The organism is Ferroplasma sp. (assembly GCF_031200575.1).
GTDB lineage: Archaea > Thermoplasmatota > Thermoplasmata > Thermoplasmatales > Thermoplasmataceae > Ferroplasma.
Window position 1 is genome coordinate 201,955 of the sequence record NZ_CP133597.1, and the last position, 17,570, is coordinate 219,524.

Annotated in this window: 19 protein-coding genes; 10 read left to right on the plus strand and 9 right to left on the minus strand. The window is 39.5% G+C overall.

Features of this window, described 5'->3' with window-relative positions:
* Positions 1-108: 108 nt before the first annotated feature.
* A complete protein-coding gene (guaA, locus tag RE471_RS01145) occupies positions 109-1,029 on the plus strand; it encodes a glutamine-hydrolyzing GMP synthase (protein ID WP_309214931.1) in 921 nt (306 codons plus the stop codon).
* 43 nt (positions 1,030-1,072) lie between these two features.
* Complete coding sequence (gene rpsB, locus RE471_RS01150; protein WP_375379266.1) at positions 1,073-1,672, plus strand: 30S ribosomal protein S2; 600 nt, start codon at positions 1,073-1,075, stop codon at positions 1,670-1,672.
* On the opposite strand, the gene RE471_RS01155 is transcribed toward rpsB, so the two are convergent.
* Both RE471_RS01155 and RE471_RS01160 read right to left on the minus strand, forming a co-directional pair.
* Entirely contained in the window at positions 1,669-2,535 is an 867-nt protein-coding gene (locus RE471_RS01155) for a hypothetical protein (RefSeq protein ID WP_309214933.1), read from the minus strand. The two genes, rpsB and RE471_RS01155, sit on opposite strands and share 4 nt — an antisense overlap.
* Positions 2,536-2,544: 9 nt before the next feature.
* A complete protein-coding gene (locus tag RE471_RS01160) occupies positions 2,545-3,048 on the minus strand; it encodes a GTPase domain-containing protein (RefSeq protein WP_309214934.1) in 504 nt (167 codons plus the stop codon).
* A 271-nt stretch (positions 3,049-3,319) separates the two neighbouring features.
* On the opposite strand from RE471_RS01160, the gene RE471_RS01165 reads away from it, so the two are divergent.
* On the plus strand, positions 3,320-4,522 hold the full coding sequence (locus RE471_RS01165; protein ID WP_309214935.1) for a PLP-dependent aminotransferase family protein: 1,203 nt from the start codon (positions 3,320-3,322) through the stop codon (positions 4,520-4,522).
* A 34-nt stretch (positions 4,523-4,556) separates the two neighbouring features.
* Positions 4,557-5,534, plus strand: a complete 978-nt coding sequence (locus RE471_RS01170) for a pantetheine-phosphate adenylyltransferase (protein WP_309214936.1) — start codon at positions 4,557-4,559, stop codon at positions 5,532-5,534.
* Here RE471_RS01170 and RE471_RS01175 read toward each other — a convergent pair.
* On the minus strand, positions 5,510-6,418 hold the full coding sequence (locus RE471_RS01175) for a DMT family transporter (protein ID WP_309214937.1): 909 nt from the start codon (positions 6,416-6,418) through the stop codon (positions 5,510-5,512). The two genes, RE471_RS01170 and RE471_RS01175, sit on opposite strands and share 25 nt — an antisense overlap.
* Before the next feature lie 120 nt (positions 6,419-6,538).
* Between RE471_RS01175 and RE471_RS01180 the strand changes: the two genes are divergently transcribed.
* The gene (locus RE471_RS01180) at positions 6,539-6,841 is read left to right on the plus strand and encodes a metal-sulfur cluster assembly factor (RefSeq protein WP_309214938.1); all 303 of its coding nucleotides are present in this window, start codon (positions 6,539-6,541) and stop codon (positions 6,839-6,841) included.
* A gap of 73 nt (positions 6,842-6,914) precedes the next feature.
* Positions 6,915-7,469, plus strand: a complete 555-nt coding sequence (locus tag RE471_RS01185; protein WP_309214939.1) for a TATA-box-binding protein — start codon at positions 6,915-6,917, stop codon at positions 7,467-7,469.
* On the opposite strand, the gene truD is transcribed toward RE471_RS01185, so the two are convergent.
* The 3 genes from truD to guaB all read right to left on the minus strand — a co-directional run bounded on the left by truD (position 7,461) and on the right by guaB (position 10,594).
* Positions 7,461-8,705 (minus strand): tRNA pseudouridine(13) synthase TruD, encoded by a 1,245-nt coding sequence (gene truD / locus RE471_RS01190; protein WP_309214940.1) that lies wholly within the window; start codon positions 8,703-8,705, stop codon positions 7,461-7,463. The two genes, RE471_RS01185 and truD, sit on opposite strands and share 9 nt — an antisense overlap.
* A gap of 76 nt (positions 8,706-8,781) precedes the next feature.
* Positions 8,782-9,030, minus strand: a complete 249-nt coding sequence (locus RE471_RS01195) for a hypothetical protein (RefSeq protein ID WP_309214941.1) — start codon at positions 9,028-9,030, stop codon at positions 8,782-8,784.
* Between the two features lie 106 nt (positions 9,031-9,136).
* The gene (gene guaB / locus RE471_RS01200) at positions 9,137-10,594 is read right to left on the minus strand and encodes an IMP dehydrogenase (RefSeq protein ID WP_309214942.1); all 1,458 of its coding nucleotides are present in this window, start codon (positions 10,592-10,594) and stop codon (positions 9,137-9,139) included.
* 155 nt (positions 10,595-10,749) lie between these two features.
* Between guaB and RE471_RS01205 the strand changes: the two genes are divergently transcribed.
* Positions 10,750-12,153, plus strand: a complete 1,404-nt coding sequence (locus tag RE471_RS01205) for a DNA-directed DNA polymerase II small subunit (RefSeq protein WP_309214943.1) — start codon at positions 10,750-10,752, stop codon at positions 12,151-12,153.
* Here RE471_RS01205 and RE471_RS01210 read toward each other — a convergent pair.
* The gene (locus tag RE471_RS01210; RefSeq protein ID WP_309214944.1) at positions 12,148-12,489 is read right to left on the minus strand and encodes a nitrite reductase; all 342 of its coding nucleotides are present in this window, start codon (positions 12,487-12,489) and stop codon (positions 12,148-12,150) included. The two genes, RE471_RS01205 and RE471_RS01210, sit on opposite strands and share 6 nt — an antisense overlap.
* Positions 12,490-12,580: 91 nt before the next feature.
* Between RE471_RS01210 and RE471_RS01215 the strand changes: the two genes are divergently transcribed.
* Positions 12,581-13,129 carry a hypothetical protein gene (locus RE471_RS01215; protein ID WP_309214945.1) on the plus strand — a complete coding sequence of 183 codons (549 nt, stop codon included), beginning with the start codon at positions 12,581-12,583 and terminating at the stop codon, positions 13,127-13,129.
* A gap of 36 nt (positions 13,130-13,165) precedes the next feature.
* Here the strand turns inward: RE471_RS01215 and RE471_RS01220 are convergent, their stop codons facing one another.
* Positions 13,166-14,275: an MFS transporter gene (locus tag RE471_RS01220; protein WP_309214946.1), complete on the minus strand. Its 1,110-nt coding sequence runs from the start codon at positions 14,273-14,275 to the stop codon at positions 13,166-13,168.
* Between the two features lie 363 nt (positions 14,276-14,638).
* Here RE471_RS01220 and RE471_RS01225 point away from each other — a divergent pair, with 363 nt between their 5' ends.
* Positions 14,639-15,889 carry an aconitase/3-isopropylmalate dehydratase large subunit family protein gene (locus RE471_RS01225; RefSeq protein WP_309214947.1) on the plus strand — a complete coding sequence of 417 codons (1,251 nt, stop codon included), beginning with the start codon at positions 14,639-14,641 and terminating at the stop codon, positions 15,887-15,889.
* Positions 15,882-16,385 carry a 3-isopropylmalate dehydratase gene (locus tag RE471_RS01230; protein WP_309214948.1) on the plus strand — a complete coding sequence of 168 codons (504 nt, stop codon included), beginning with the start codon at positions 15,882-15,884 and terminating at the stop codon, positions 16,383-16,385. The genes RE471_RS01225 and RE471_RS01230 overlap by 8 nt, the downstream gene beginning before the upstream one ends.
* Here the strand turns inward: RE471_RS01230 and RE471_RS01235 are convergent.
* Complete coding sequence (locus tag RE471_RS01235) at positions 16,380-17,549, minus strand: MFS transporter (protein ID WP_309214949.1); 1,170 nt, start codon at positions 17,547-17,549, stop codon at positions 16,380-16,382. The two genes, RE471_RS01230 and RE471_RS01235, sit on opposite strands and share 6 nt — an antisense overlap.
* Positions 17,550-17,570 lie beyond the last annotated feature (21 nt).

Consider the following 17,570-nt stretch of genomic DNA (forward strand, 5'->3'; position numbering starts at 1 on the left):
AATACGTTTTAGTATATTCATCTGCATTAAGATAATATATGCAGATATAAAACATACTATTCTTTATTGATATGTATAAGGATTAATAATATAATTTTATTACGTGATATGGACGCTGAAAAATTTGTGGCTGAGAGCAGGGAAATGATCATATCAAACCTGCATGGAAAGGGCATTCTTGCATGTTCAGGTGGACAGGACAGCACATTGCTTTCAATGATAGCGGCCCCTATTAAAAACATTGAGATTGTTTTCGTTGACACCGGGCTTCTGAGGTTGAATGAGGTGGAAAGGGTCAAATCCCTCTTTGAAAAATTCAGGATACCATATAAGTTGATTGATGCAAAGAAGATTTTTCTGGAGAATCTGAAAGGTGTAACAGACCCGGAAACAAAGAGGAAGATTATAGGAAAAACATTCATTGATGTTTTTCATCAGGAAGCTGTTTCCTACGGCGCAACGTATCTACTCCAGGGAACCATAGCCCCTGACTGGATAGAGAGCGGCGGGCAATCCAGGGATACAATAAAGAGCCATCATAATGTGGGTGGGCTTCCTGAGAATCTGGGATTCAAACTTATTGAGCCTTTAAGGGACCTTTACAAGGATGAGGTCAGAGAAATTTCCAGATATTTCGGATTGCCCGAGGTTATGCCATTTCCGGGTCCGGGACTTGCTATTAGGATTATTGGGGAGGTAACAGAGTACAGGCTTGATATATTAAAAAGGGCAACAGATATACTTGAAACGTCAATAAATGAGAAATATGCTGGGGAGAAGCCATGGCAGTATTTCTGTGTCCTCCTATCTGTAAAATCAACAGGTGTGCACGGTGACCAGAGAACCTACGGGGAAACTGTGGCCATTAGAATGATTGATACTCTGGATGGGATGACAGGCACATTTTCCAGGCCGGACTGGGAGCTCCTATCTGACATATCTGTAAGAATTACGGATGAAATTCCGGAAATAAACAGGGTTGTGTACGATATAACGGATAAACCTCCCGCAACTATAGAATGGGAATAATTATATAATAATTTATAATTCAATAAAAAAGGTAATAATTATGATGGAAGAGCAGTTACTAATACCGGAGGAGGAATATCAGAAATCCGGTGTCCATATAGGAACACAGGTAAAATCAAAGGATATGGATAATTACATATTCAAAATCAGGAACGATGGTTTATATATACTCGATATAAAAAAGACTAACCATGCACTCATAGAGGCAGGTAAAATGCTATCGAGATTCAGACCCGACCAGATACTGGTGGTTGCCCAGAGGCAGTATGCATTTAAACCTGTTGCGAAATTTTCTGAAATAGTTGGTTCTAGTTCTATAATAGGCAGATTTATCCCTGGTACACTTACAAACCCGAATCTCAAAACATACTATGATGCCAAGGTTATACTGATAACGGACCCACTGGCCGATACACAGGCTATGAAGGAGGCAATAAGGATAGGGATACCTGTAATTGCCCTGTGTGATGCCAATAACAAAACAGATTTTGTAGATTTGATAATACCAACGAATAACAAGGGAAGAATGTCCCTTGCAGTCATTTACTGGCTACTTTCCAGGGAAATTTTAAAGAACAGGGGAGATATAAAATCCTACGACGAAATGAAATCAAAAATAGATGATTTTGAGGTACAGATTTAAATGTCCCTCAACCTCTCTATGTAGAGGTATTTTAATTTAGTTCCAATAAAGCCTGCAAGAAGTGTTTTCTTTCTTACACTAACTGATAGCCGTATGGCCCTGCTTATTTTATACCATTCATCGCATTTCATGAGGCTCACCAGAAATTCTGCATGGTCGTTCATGGAATCAGAATAAATCCTGAAATTCTGCCCGTATTTGAAACCACTTTTTACTATGAAATTCCTGTCCACAAGATCCCTGTAAAGCAGATCCTCATCTGAATGTATTTCATCCAGTATATACGCAGATTCAAATCTATTTAATATCCTGGCACCCATGAAATCCTGGCCGAACCACTCAGGTTCCGGGTTTACTGTGTAATAAACATTATTTAGTTTCCCAACACTTCCCTTTACCACATGAGACCTGATGTTGCCTGAGGGGTCAACAGGAGTTGCCCTGAAATATGTTATGCTTTTTTCCTCATCAACGGTAATGAAAATTGCAGGAGAATCCACATATAAAGTGGAAAAACCAATTACGTCTCCCTCTTTGATCAGTATAACTGGAATGCCGAAATTTTCTCCAACCCTCCGGTAATAAAACCTGTTACCATCCCTCTTAACTATGAAACCCTTGGATTTCAATACAGAATATACATAGTATATATACAGATCATCATGGAATACACTGGAAATAATCTCGGACATGCCCATTTTTTCAACGGGAGATATCTTGCCTTTCATGCACAGGTATATGGACTCGCATGGTTCTAGAAACATTTTATCGCCAGATATTTTTCCGGTGTGATACCTATTTAATATCTGTGATGCATCCATGCCTGAAAACTGAAAATGAATATTATTGCATATTATGTCCATTGCATCGTATTATTTACCGGGATTATAAATTTTTGCCAGGGCGTATCCAATAATTTCCTTTAAAATGCTGGAAAAATCGTCCCTGTTACTGTAAATAAAATACACCACGCCATATTCATCTGCCAGTTGAGAGATTTCCGGTTCCCAGAACTGGGATGCGTATCTCATGTCCGCTTTTGTTGCTATGATAAATATTTCCATTTCATCGTTATATTCACTAAGAAATTCCCTGGCATCCTGAAGGCTTTCTGTATCTGTTATATCAACAACAAGGAGGACAAAGGTTGATTTAGAAAGAAATTTCTCATTAAGGGTCTCGTAAGGCATTTCAAGAAATAAGAGATCTATGTCATATTCACTGGACATGAAATTAATATTTACCTTTTTCCTTACAAAGCCCTTGCTGTTTATTGGGGTTGCTGTACTGTATACCGCCTCTGATACAATAGAGCTTTTTCCTGAATTTTTTTTGCCCGTAACAGTAACCTTCCATATTAGCTTTTGAGCCATCATGGATTGAATTAATACCTATTATAAAATATTTTTTTATTTAACTACATATATTTATTGGAATATTTGTTTTCTACAATAAATAATGTGCAATGTTACTTTTCCTTCCGGACAGCTTAGGGGGTTCCATCGTTCAGGTTAAATATCTCCACAGTTAAACTAGAAGTTACAGAATCCCGATTATATCAGATAGTATTTTATGGCCTAGCACACCTAGTAGCCAGCATTTATTATATCATAATGAACTTTAAATATTTCGTAATGATTGGATGTTATGAAATTTGAATTTTCTGACAACATGAAAAATTTGAAGTCCTCTGAAATCAGGGAGCTTTTAAAATATGCGCATGTTCCTGGAATGATATCTTTCGGTGGCGGGCTACCGAATCCGGAAAGTTTCCCTACACAGGAATTAAAGTCAATACTGGATGACATAATGGAAAACTATGCTTCTTCAGCACTGCAGTACGGTGAAACTGAAGGCCTTTCAGAGCTTAAAGAGCAACTGGTTGAGTATCTGAAAAGGGATGAGAACATAAATGTAAAGCCCGAAAATATCATGCTTACCACCGGATCTCAGCAGGCACTGTACGCACTGCCTATGATATTCGCAAATCCAGGAGATTATGTAATAACCGAAGCCCCAACATATGTTGGCATGCTTTCATCGCTCAATGCGAGCCAGGTAAAATCGGTATCTGTTGGGCTCGATGATCAGGGAATGATAGTCAGTGACCTGGAGGTAAGGCTCAAGGATCTTAAATCCAGGGGAATAAAGCCCAGATTCATATACACCATACCAACATTCCAGAATCCTGCAGGGTATACCATGACCCTGGATAGGAGAAAATACCTTCTGGAGCTTGCAGAGCAGTATAATGTCCCAATAATAGAGGATAATCCATACGGAGATTTAAGGTATTCAGGCCAGAAAATACCGACACTGAAGAGCCTTGATAAAAATGATATGGTGTCATACCTGGGCACGTTTTCCAAGATTATGGCTCCCGGGCTAAGGACCGGATTTACAGTGTCACAGACAGAAGTGCTTCAGGAATTTGATAAACTTAAACAGGCCATGGACCTTGCAACAAATTCGTTATCCCAGTATATTGCCTATGAATATATCAGAAAGGGCATAATATACAGGCAGATTCCAAAAACTATAGATCTCTACAGGAGAAAGAGGGATATAATGCTGGAGGCACTGGATGATGAAATGGAGGATGCAACATGGTCCAGGCCCGACGGCGGAATGTTTCTGTGGGTAAAATTAAGCAAGGACATAGACGCACTGAAAATGCTCAAACGTGCAATAAACAATAAAATTGCATATGTTACAGGGTCTGCGTTTTATCACAACGAACCTGAACTTAATACAATGAGGCTCAATTTTACATATTCCAGTGACGAGGATATAAAGGAAGGAGTAAAAAGACTTGCTAAAACAATAAAGGAAGAAAAGCAGTCACTCTGAATAATATTTTATAACAATTCCTTATTAACTTTTTATGGTAACGCTTGTAGGTGGTACATTCAACAGTTTTCACAGGGGGCATGAGGAATTGCTCCGGGCAGCATACAGGACAGGTGAAAGGGTCATTATAGGTGTTACATCCGATGCATATGTAAAATCTCATAAGGAAAGGACTGTTTCATATAGTAGAAGGTTCGCCAGTGTTAAAAAATTCATGGGGAAATTAACAGACAACTACGAAATACATCCTCTTGACTCTGCATTTGGTAATACCCTGGATGTTGAGAAAGCAAATCTCGTTGTTTCTCCAGAAACTTATCACAGCGCCAGAAGGATAAATGAAAAACGCATTGCAGCGGGAAAGGAGCCCTTAAATGTAATTAGAATACCATATGTACTTGCTGAGGATCTTTTTCCAATAAGTTCCTCCCGTATTCTTGATGGGGAATTGACCAGAACAGGCAGAAGACGAGTTCCCGTTAAAATAGCAATTTCTACATGTAACGGCTTAAAAATGAGTGCTGCGGGAGAGTTTGTAAAAACCATTATGAAAAATTATACATTAATACAAAATACGGATTACAGAACAGATAGCGAGCAGCCATTCGGAGAAGATACCATGAGATATGCCACCACAAGGGCGATGTACGGTTTGAAGGATAATGACTACTCAATCGGGATAGAATCCGGGATCTTTTACAACAGGATAAACGACACTTATTATGATTTGCATTACTGTGCCATAATTGACAGATACAGTTATATAACCACCGGATTTGGATCCGGCTTTGAAATGCCTGCAGCAGTCATAGATGCAATCAAGTCCGGAAAAAGCACAAACCAGTTTATAGAAAATATGTATGGTATCAAAAAAATCGGGCACGGTGATGGTATATCCGGCCTGATTTCAGATAGTATGGTCACTAGAAGTAAATTAATTTTTGAGGCTGTCAGGAATGCGTTTATACCAAGAATGCGCCCCGATATCTATGAAAGAGAGTTTTCTCCATGAGACTGTTTTGATGGGCTTTTAGTCCTCGTTCCCTTTGCCGAGAAAAATATGCCCGCGGCAACCATTATTAGGCCTACTATTTCCAGAATTGTTGGTATTTCATTAAGTATGACAAGACTGAATAATACAGAGAGTGCCGGAACAATAAATAAAAATGATGATATTGTTGAGACCCCGTATTTCCTGTTTAAATGTAGAAACGCATAGTATGCCACTGCAGTGCCAGGAATAGCAGTTATCAATATAAGACCTGTAAGCAATGGTGTTAACTGGAAAGTTTTGACAGATGGATTTGCAATACCTGCTATAAGCATTGCCGGCAGAACTGCAAATGCAAACTGATAGAAATTTGTTGTTTCCCTGTCACGCTTTGTGTGGTATTTCATGTAATATATAGTTCCAGCTGCCCACATAATGGCAGCAAGAATTGCTATGACAATTCCGGGCTTCACACCGACCCTGAGAGAATTGGAGAATATAACAAGTATTCCTCCGAAACCTAGGGCTATACCCAGAAACACATATCTGTTATAATGCTCACCAAGGAATATTATAGCCATTAATGTTGATATTATTGGATAGGTGTATATGAGTATGGAGGTAAGTGATGCAGAAATGGTTGTCTCAGCAACAAACCAGAGTTCCATCCATATAAGTACGTCAAGAAGGGATAGTATTATAAGCGGGATAATATCATTACGTGATAATTTTAAATGGAGTTTTGGCCTGAATATTATATAAATAAAAATGAACGAAAATAAGATTCTATAAAACAAAAGGGCGAATGGTGTTGTATAATTCAATGCTATTTTTATCACCGGGTAATTCAGGCCCCATGAGATTGCCATAATCATGAACAAAGCAATGTCTCCCTTTAAACCCATGCATATGAAATTAATAATGGTTAATAAAGGATTTTTTATTCGATTATAATATTTAATAAGATGTATTAGGAATTAAAACACTAAATAATGTTTAAATACACATTTAACATTGATTATATTATGGTAACAAAAGAGGAAGTACTCGAGGCATTAAAAGAGGTATCAGATCCTGAGATAGGTATGGATGTGGTAAACCTGGGACTGGTATACGATGTGGAGATTACTGATAAAAACAGGGTTTACATAAAAATGACAATGACAGCACCAACATGCCCGGTGACTCCATGGATTCTCTCAGAGGCACAGAAATGTGTGGAGAACCTTGCCAATGTAGAGGCAGCAGATATAGAGCTTGTCTGGGACCCGCAGTGGAATCCTGAAATGATGACAGACTATGCAAAGGAACAGTTAAATATGTATTAAAAGGAACAGGCAAAATTATTTAAGCAAAATTAAAACCTTTATATACCCTTTAAATATAAACATACTGATCAATATGAGCGAAATGGAAAAGATAACAATTGAAAACATAGTTGCATCAACCTCACTTGCAGAACATCTGGATTTAAGCAAAATTGCACTGGCACTTGAGGGATCAGAATATGAACCGGAACAGTTCCCGGGATTGATATACAGATTAAAGGATCCGAAGACGGCTGTGCTTATTTTCAGGAGCGGGAAGGTTAACTGCACCGGGGCTAAAAACCTTGAAAATGTTAAAAAAACAATAGATATCATTATTGATAAGCTTAAGAAGGCAAAGATCGATGTGTATGATAACCCGGACATAATTGTTCAAAACATTGTTGCCGTATACGATTTGGAATCTGACCTTAATCTTACAGATATAGCAATGTCCCTTGGACTTGAAAATGTAGAATATGAACCGGAACAGTTCCCGGGGCTTGTATACAGGGTGGAGGAGCCAAAGGTCGTGCTTCTTCTATTCGGATCAGGCAAGGTTGTATGTACCGGCGCCAAGGAAGAAAGTGAAATAGAACAGGCTGTGATAAAGGTTAAAAAGGAACTCCAGAAAGTTGGATTAATATAAATTACCTTTTATTATCTCCCGTAAAAGGGAGGTGGCGTATATACCCCTCCCCAGGGAAAAATTAACCCTATTTTTTTCCAGAACCATAAAATTAAGTGGCAGGACAGACATTACCCTGTAATCCCCGGATGAACCCAGTTTTTGATTGGAAGAAATATCAAAATCTTCTGTGGAAATCATTTCTGATTCCATAACATGCGATTCTATTTCTCCTTCAACACCGCCTGACATTTCCGTATTATAGCCTATCAAAGGCAGGGCTGTCCTTATTCTGCCCTCTTCAGAAAGCCTGTTCAGCTTATCTATATTATACTTTGTGGCCCTTATTAATTCACGTTTATCAGGATTGCAGTAAGAATCCACAGAGTACAGCAGGTCTCCCTCCATAACACTGTACATGCTCCCCGTTAATTTCATCCTTGCACTGAGTATTCTGTTAAAAAGATATGACTGATATGCATGTATAAAAAGGATTGAGAGATTTCTGGGAAAAACACTGAATGCATTATCATATTTTTTTTCACGGGCAATATACCCAAGTAGTGATCGTTCAAAGGTTAAATATTCCGGGAATTCCTTCAATGCAAGTTCTGCATCTTCCGTTTCTCCAAAATGCTTTCTATAATCCTCAACATCAAACTCAGGATCGTATATATAGAGTTTTACAGCCTCTGCATATTTATTCTGTAAAATCAATTTGCCAATCCTGTGGGTGTTTGCCCGTATGCTGCCAAAACGCTGGACTCCGTAGAAATTAGGGAATCCCCTGTTTTCCATGATTTGTTTTACTGTATTATTTATTTTTTCTTCAATACTATCATCGGATTTTATCCCTATTATAAATTGATTTCCCATGAGGTCTCCAAGTTTGATCATACGATCCGTTCGGAAACAGGATAAAATCTCAGCGTCCTTTATGTGTATTTCCCCAATATCCTGTCCGGCAGGTAAGTTTATACAGAAATACTGTGTTGTGATCCCAAGTTTGTCCTTTGTTCCAGCATAGGTTATGCGCTTATTGCTTATATGTAACCTATCCGCCAGGTGCATAAGAAATTTATTGGTATCCCAGTTTGTTAGCCTTATTTTCAGCACAGTATATTTCCCGTCAGGCTTTTGTGGCAACTCTATGGGTATTTCGTTTACAATGAAACTTTCTGGATCATACTTAATTTGGGCCCTGATTCCTGGAGTGGTGGTGGAATAACCCTCTATTCCAATATAAGAATCGTCCATTATACTTCATTCTTTTATAATATATTGAAGTACTGGAAATATGATAATTAATTCAATGTGAATTCCATGGAAATTTTCAGATTATATGATAATATATCTTTTCCAGCAGACCATTGTTTATTCTCTTCATACCCAGTATATGGCTTTCTACCATTTCATTTAAAAGGAATTCCAGTTCATTTTCCACAAGTATCTGTGCACCAATCTTGAGGTAACCCTTCCTGGATCTGTCATCGGTGGTGTACTTGCCAATTATTTCATCGGCTATTTGATCCTGGGTCATCTCACGGTTCTGGAGTACCCTTATAATATCCTCCCGGTCCATGTATCTAAAATGCTGGTAGTTATAAATAGTTTTCATAAAAGATGTTTATAAATATATAACCCCAGAGGAAATATTAAAATTTAAAAAATTTTAAAATATGCTATATTCAGTAAATCCCAGAATTCTGATAATTGGGAGGTTCTGAAACAATTCTAATATCGTGCGGGTGGCTTTCCTTTAGGCCATTGTTGGTAATTTTTACAAATACAGCCTTTTCTCTCAGTTCCTGTATATTAGCTGCGCCTAGATATCCCATTCCGGTCCTTATGCCTCCAATGAACTGGAACAGGTTTTCTGATACCTTTCCCCTGTATGGTACAGATCCTTCTACTCCCTCTGCTATGAATTCACTGTCCCCAAGTTTGCCATACCTATCTGATTTGCCAGCCTTAATCGCGCCTATTGATCCCATTCCACGGTATGCCTTGTATTTTCTCCCGTTGATAATCATTTCTGTTCCAGGGCTCTCCTCTGTGCCTGCCAGGAGTGAGCCTAGCATAACCGTTGATGCTCCAGCTGCCAGTGCCTTGATCATATCACCGGAATACCGTATACCTCCGTCCGCTATGACAGGTATGCCCGATTCTGAAGCCACATCAGCAACATCTGATATTGCAGTAAGCTGAGGCACTCCCACACCTGCAACTATTCTCGTGGTGCATATAGAGCCGGGGCCAATTCCAACACGGAGTCCATCCACCCCTATTGATATGAGATCCTCGGCTGCTTCTGCGGTCGCTATATTGCCTGCAACAATATCTATACTGATTTCCTTCCTTATTTTCTTCAATGATGTGAGGACATTATTGTTATGGGCATGTGCGGTATCTATAACCAGAAAATCTGAACCTGCCTTTTCTAGGTTTATTGCGCGGTCTATATCATAGGCGCCTATGGCAGCACCGACCATTAACTGCCCCTGCTCGTCACGTGAGGCATTGGGAAACTGTTCACGGGTCTTGATATCCTTTGCAGTGATTAACCCCATCAATCTTCCACGGGAATCCACCAGTGGAAGTTTTTCAACCCTGTTCTTATATAGTATGTATTTGGCATCCTCTATGGATACGTTCTGGTCCGCAGTTATAACGTCCCTGGTCATTATATCCTTCACTGCCCCGTTGGAATCTGAGAATTCCAGATCTCTTTTGGTCAGAATACCAATAAGTTTGCCTGAAGAAACTACCGGGAGCCCGGCTATATTTTTGGTTTTCATCAGGGTCCTGGCCACATTTACAGGTGTTTCAGGATCAATGGAAAACACATCCCTTATTACTATGCTCTCCTCTTTTTTAACTTTTTTAATCATTTCTATCTGTTCGTTGGAAGACATGTTTCTGTGTATAACTCCCAGTGCACCATAGCGTGCCATGGCTATTGCCATTGGATCTTCTGTTACTGTATCCATTGGAGAGCTTATTATGGGTATTCCAACCTTGATGTGCCGGGAAAAGCTGCTGGAAACATTTGCATTTTTCGGCTCTATTGAGGAATGCAATGGTTTCAGCAGAACGTCGTCGAATGTATAGCCTTCTTTTAGATTTTGAAACTTTTCTTTAAACATGGAAAAGTAAGACTTATAGACTATTTAAGATTATTCATGAATTTATCGCCTATGCCCGTGCCATATATAACCTGGAAATACAGATGAACCGTAAACAATAAATCCTTTCACCAGGCAATCAATAAAAATTAATGGAAGTATGCATTAATGATACAATGGATTTGATTGAGGACCGTAGAAGCGTACTTGCGTATTTTCAGGAGAAGGGAATCATTGTGACAAAGGATGCCCTTGATAGAATACTTGATTCCAGCATGGGTGAATTGCTTCCACATCTGGTTACAAAGGAGGTCCTGGATGCCGGTTTTCTCACAGTAAATGATGTTTTAAAATTAATAAGGCAGCCTGAACGTAAAAAAATGGATTTTGAGGTATATATGCCGGACATTAAGGCCCATAGCTCAGTGGAGGACTTTCGTGAGATGTTCGTGGACAGATACCAGCGTTTGAGGAGAATTGTTGCCCAGTCTTCAGAAATGAGGGGAACGTACACCATCAAAAGTGCAAAAAAGTCCCAGGGAAAGGTAAAGATTGTTGGTATGGTGTCAGATGTGGGCAGCACAAAAAATGGACATAAAAAACTACTTCTGGAAGACCTGGAAGATAGCATAACAGTTTTCCTTTTGAAGGGAAAGGGGTTAAATAACGAGCTGGTGCTGGAGGATGAAGTTCTCGGTGTTATAGGATCGGTAAGCGCAAATGGAAAGGAACCGGTTCTCTTTGCAGATGAAATTATAAGGCCCGATATACCATATAAAATGATAGACGAACAGAAGAAAGATCCTGTGTTTGTAGCGTCCCTATCTGACATACATGTTGGAAGCAAAACGTTCAGGAAAGATGACTTTCTTAAAATGATCTCCTGGATAAAGGCATCAAGGGATGAGGCATCCAAGCTGAAATATCTAATCTTGAGCGGGGATGTTGTGGATGGTATAGGCGTGTATCCAGGGCAGGATAGAGACCTGGAAATATTAAATCCATATGAACAGTATCAGCAGCTGGCAGAATATGTGAACATGGTTCCGGAGGATATTAATATATTTGTAATGCCCGGAAACCATGATATTGTAAGGCTTGCGGAGCCACAGCCTGTGTTTTCTGAGAAGATAAAGAGTTTTTTTAATTCAAATGTTACACTGCTGCCAAATCCATATAATCTTGTCCTTGAAAATAAGAATGTTCTCGTGTATCACGGGATGTCACTCAATGATATGATAGAACTGGTGCCCGGTGCCAGTTATGCCAGTGTTGGATCTGCCATAGAGGAACTCCTAAAGAGAAGGCACCTGGCTCCCGTATATGGAGGAAAAACTCCCATAATACCATCAAAGAGGGATTACCATGTCATCGAAGAAGTTCCTGATATATTTATAACAGGGCATATCCACTCGTTCTCGCAGGGAAATTACAGGGGTGTAAGGTACATCAACGCCTCCACATGGCAGTCCCAGACAGACTATCAGAAAATGATGAATTTCTCACCGAACCCATCAATAATGACACTTTTTGACCTTAATTCAAAAACACAGATCATAAAGGACTTTAAAGAGTCATAATGTACTTTTAATTATTTCTTCTATTTCTTTCCTAAATGTGTCCATGAAGTCGTTCAATGCCTCCTGCTTTACTCCTGACGGTGCACTCATGATGCCTATCTTTGCAGTTACCTTGGCCATCTTGGCCAGGGAATCATACTCCTTTACCTTTGCCTCCATGAATTCCTCCAGGACCTCAGTGATCTGCTTTTTCAGTTCGTCATCTTCATTTATCTTTTTTCTTATATACTCCTTAATTAAATCCTTGAATACATCATGTATAGCCTCAAAATACATTTCCTCCGATGGCCCGGAATTTATTATATTGCTTATATATTCATTAACGTCCTTTTTCATAATACATTAAGCAATATTGCTAATTAAAGTTTAACAAAAATCATTTATTCAATTCAAAAGTATTAAATAAAAAAGAATGCTCATGTATCTTATGAATAAAAAGATACTGGTAATCGGTATCGCCATGCTTATCGTGGGAATTGCCATGGCAGCAGGAGGAACTGAATATTTTGAGGATTCATTTAAAAGTACATCCAGCACGCATTACACTGAAATTAAGGCAACTGGATTGAACGTATCCGGCAATATAACTGTGAAATCAGGTTATATAGTCATGGTTGACGGTGCTGTATCAAACTCTGGATTGGTGAACTATTCTAGCCTTTCTTCTGTAAAAAATGTAACTGCACTTAATTCAAAGGAACAGAAGGCCAGCGAATCCGATGCTGGACTTGAACTTTTCATAGATTTAAAACCGGGGACATACAGATATGTATACTTTAATAGCACATCCACGCCACCGGAATACGGGCATATAACAGGGTCACAGTTTGATACAATGGCAGCGCTTATCCTCGGAGGGGGTTTTATAGGCATAATTGGTTTTATTGTAATGATCTATGGGGCGATAAAAAAACAGAAGCCAAAGAACCCATATGCAGCCGATGACCCTTACAATATAGATAACATAAAAATATGATTATATTTCTATATATTTAAAAATCTAATATTGATTTCAGTGGTTTGTGAATATTTTTTTTAAATTTATATTTCTGGAACCGTGCTTTCCGAATTCTATTGCCACAAAAAGTAACAGGAACAATGCTGCAACGAATACAGCAACTGCAGCATTCAATGCTTCATTTCCAAGTGTCAGGAAGACAGGGAATATAAATCCTGCCACTGCAGAGAAATTCATGCTGGGTCCAATCTTATCCGCCTCAACATTGAGGTTTCTGCTTATAATTGGAAGCAGGGAATTTACACCCAGACCAAACATGGTGAATATTATGGCAAATGCCAGATTCAGTGTTGCAAAGAATAATACTCCACTGATACCCACTATTATCAGCGATGAAAACAGTGTTTTTTTCAGTGAAAAACGGGCCATCATTGCCGGCAGGAGCAGGTATGCAAATACGGCAACAGAATATGCTGCTATCGACTCTACAAATGATGAGGGCCCAAGATATGATGGAACTATTTCCAGTACATATGCAGGTGTAAATCCGAGAAGGAATATGATAAACACTTTTAATGAAAAATTGAAATGGAATTTCTGCAACATGGGTGATATAACATTATGCTTTCTTGAAAATAATAGTGCCGGGGCGAATATAATTCCTGCTATTGAAACCAGTTCCCATGAGCCCAGTACCATGAAAAAAATAGCACCCAGAAGCCATCCAATGGCCCATCCCCCCATTGTCAGCCCTATTACCTTCCTGTCAGCCGTTATGGAGGATACCTCTATGGATGCTGATGTTGCAAGGCCGAAAAATACGCCTATCATGAACCTGCTTGCAAATAGCTCAGCAAATGTCGTTTCATATCCCATCCCGAATGAAATCAGGGCCATAATGGTAATAGAAAGTAAAGCCAGCCTTGGTACCCCGATTCTACCGGCATATGAATATACAAATGGCGTTACCATCCTTCCAATGAATGGTATCCCCAGAAGTATGAATGATTCTATGTATGAGAAATGAAGGGTCGTCACAATATCCTCTATAAAGAATGCAAAATCCATCAAAAAGAATGTGGCAATAGAATATGAGAATATTGGCAGTATTTTGTTGAATTCTGATTTGGATATATTTAAATTATTTACATGTAAGTTTAACATATAATACGAAATTCGACATTAATATTTATGTGTTATTCTTTATATTATTATTTATATATGAAAAGGGGGAATTAATAATGGCGTTGGGTATCATTACGTTTAGTAAGAGTTTTCATGGATTTCAGGGGCATTTAACACTGCCGCATATAACGGTTGCCCGTTAAGTTCTAGCAATATGTTCAGGCTGATTCCAAAAACCCAACGTTTCGCGGCCTTTACTGAAAATTTGTATGAATAATGGGAATAGTTTTGCATTAATTATTATAATAAATACTATTAGAAATTTATATATAATGAATGCATAATTCGTAAATTTAATACTAAAATAGTAATTGATTTATAAAAGAACAGCATGAGCATTCAATGAATATAGTAGAAAAGATACTGTTTAACCATTCAACAGAACCTGTAAAAACCATTTCCCCAGGAGATATTGCTACGGTCATGGTCGACAGGGCAATAATAGTTGATATGGCTGCGCTCCATCCAGAATTTGTAGAAAATCCACCTTTAAGACCATTTGACCCAGAGAAGATATCACTGGTGTTCGATCATTACGTTCCTGCACCCAGCATAGAAATAGCAAACAGGGTGAACAGATTACGAAAACTCGTTTCCAGGTGGGGAATCAAAGATTTTTTTGATACTGGAAGAGGAGGAATTTCACATGTGCTTGGTGGTGAGCTCGGATGGTTTAAACCGGGAAGCCTTATTGCAAATACAGACTCACATACTATAGCAACAGGTGCGTTCAATACCCTGGGAAGAGGCCTTGGAACTCCAGAGCTCATGAATATAATAGCGACAGGAAAGACCTGGTTCATGGTCGGTGAAACATTAAAGGCAGAGCTAAATGGAAGCGTAAGGAGAGGATCGTCGGCCAAAGATGTGTTTTTCCATATAGCATCTATTACTGGGGACATACCTGGCAAGAATGTTGAATTTGCGGGGACAGGGATAAAAACACTGGGAATGGATGAGAGAAGTGCGATATCAACAATGTGTGCTGAACTCAGTGCTGAATTTGCTGTGTTTCCTCCGGATGATATTCTAAGAAATTATATGGATTCTGCAGGAGTCAGGGACTACCGTGCAATAACACCAGATAGCGATGCGGAATATTTTGATGAGATACATGTAGATATGGAATCTGTTGAGCCAATGGTGGCCATGCCTGACCGAATCATAAACAATGTGAAGCCAGTTTCTGAACTGGGAAGGGTAAACGTGGATGTTGCTGTGGTCGGTTCCTGTGCCAATGGAAGGCTTTCAGATATCAGGGATGTAGCCGAAGTCCTGCGGGGTAAAAAGATAAACAGAAATGTCCGCCTTACAGTTACCCCGGCATCCAGAAAGGTATACATGGAGGCTGAAAGGCTCGGGTATCTCAGTACAATTATAGAGGCAAATGGCCTTGTAACAAATCCGACCTGCGGGGCATGCCTCGGAGGGCACATGGGGGTTGTGGGTGATGGTGATACTGTGATAAGCTCAACAACCAGGAACTTTAAAGGAAGGATGGGGTCCAGCAGGGCAAGCATATACCTTGCATCAGCCAGAACAGTTGCCATATCGGCTCTTTATGGATATATAAAAGGTGATCTTAATGAATAACATAACAGGAAAAGCCTGGGTTTTCGGAGACGATATTAACACTGACCTAATATATCCGCAGATATGCTACACACTTCCAGAAGCCGAAAAACCATTTCATGCCATGGAGGCAAATCGCCCAGGCTGGGCCACTCTGGTAGGGGCAGGTGATATAATAATAGGGGGTAGGAATTTTGGAACCGGATCAAGCAGGCCGGCTGCGGATAATCTTAAGAAGCTTGGCATATCCTGCATTATTGCAGAATCGGTCAATGGCCTTTTCCTGAGAAATGCTGTGAACACCGGAATTATGGCTATTGAAGCCAGTGGCGTGCATGATGTCGTGGATGAGGGGGATACAATTACTGTAGATCTAGAAAATTGTAGAATTACAGATATAACTAATCAGAGGTCGGTTGCCTTCAGGGGGCTACCGCCATTTCTAATGGAAATCATTGAAAACGGAGGTATAATAAACGTACTGCGGGCAAAGGGTTTGCTTGGTAAACCTCTATGATGGTACAGCCTTTATAAGGTTCCCCCTGACCAGGAATATCAATGGCAGGAATATGAGGCCGATTATTCCCATGGCAATCCATGAAACTGTATAGTTATAATCTGAATACAGAACAGTGAATACAACAGGCACGACCACTGCCACCAGAAGCTGCAGTGTATTTACAAATGACAGGGTTAACGAAACAAGATCCCTGCGGGCCAGATACCTGACAAGTGTGTATGTAATGGACATTCCATAGACGGTTATCATTCCTATGGCTATTGCCAGTATTATAATGAGTATATAACTGTGCAAAAATCCTATCGCTATCAGGGACAGTGATAGTACTATATTTATAGCCATGAATGTTCCTATTTTGTGATTGGTCCTGGAAAAATGGTAGCCGCCTATCACACCCCCGAAGAATCCAATTAGGAGATACAGTGCAGATATCCCGCCTGCCAGGTCTGCCGAATAATTTATGGATTCCAGGTAATATACAAAAAACTGTCCTATTATGGTTTCAGCCACCATGGCTGCTATTCCTATGAAGGCGATAAGGATTATAGTTCTGCTGGAGAATACCTTCTTAAAACTGGTGAATATGTCTGATTTGTTTGTTTTTACATTTTTAATATCCCTGAAAAGAATGGTAAGAACAGCGAAAAGTGCCATGGTGGCTACACCTGCTATTATGAATGGGATCCTGTATCCCATATACTGGTCAAGAATGGCCCATCCTATTATGCCAACACCGCCACCCACATTAAACGCACCATTATATATCCCTATATGGAACGCATATTTGTTTTCCGGTACTATTGATGCAAGGAGGCTGAGTGCCGGTGAGAAGAAAAGTGCAGCAGACATTCCTGCGAAAAACCTTGAAATTATAAGTTCTGTAAAATTGTTTGAAAGCCCTGATATAATGGCAAAAACTGATACAAAAAGAAGTCCTATCAGGGATGTTGTCTTATCGCCTATATATGAGGATAGATATCCTCCCAGTACCTGGAAAATCGCTATGCCTATGTAAAATGCGGTTACGAGGGTACCCAGCTGTACAACTGTCAGGTGCATATATGCCTTTATATACACAAGAGCAGGCGCCATGTCCATCCAGTTAAGGGCATACAGAGCCCTGGCAGCATGTACCAAACCAGCTCTGGCACCGTAATTCATTGCCGATAATCTAAATCGCAT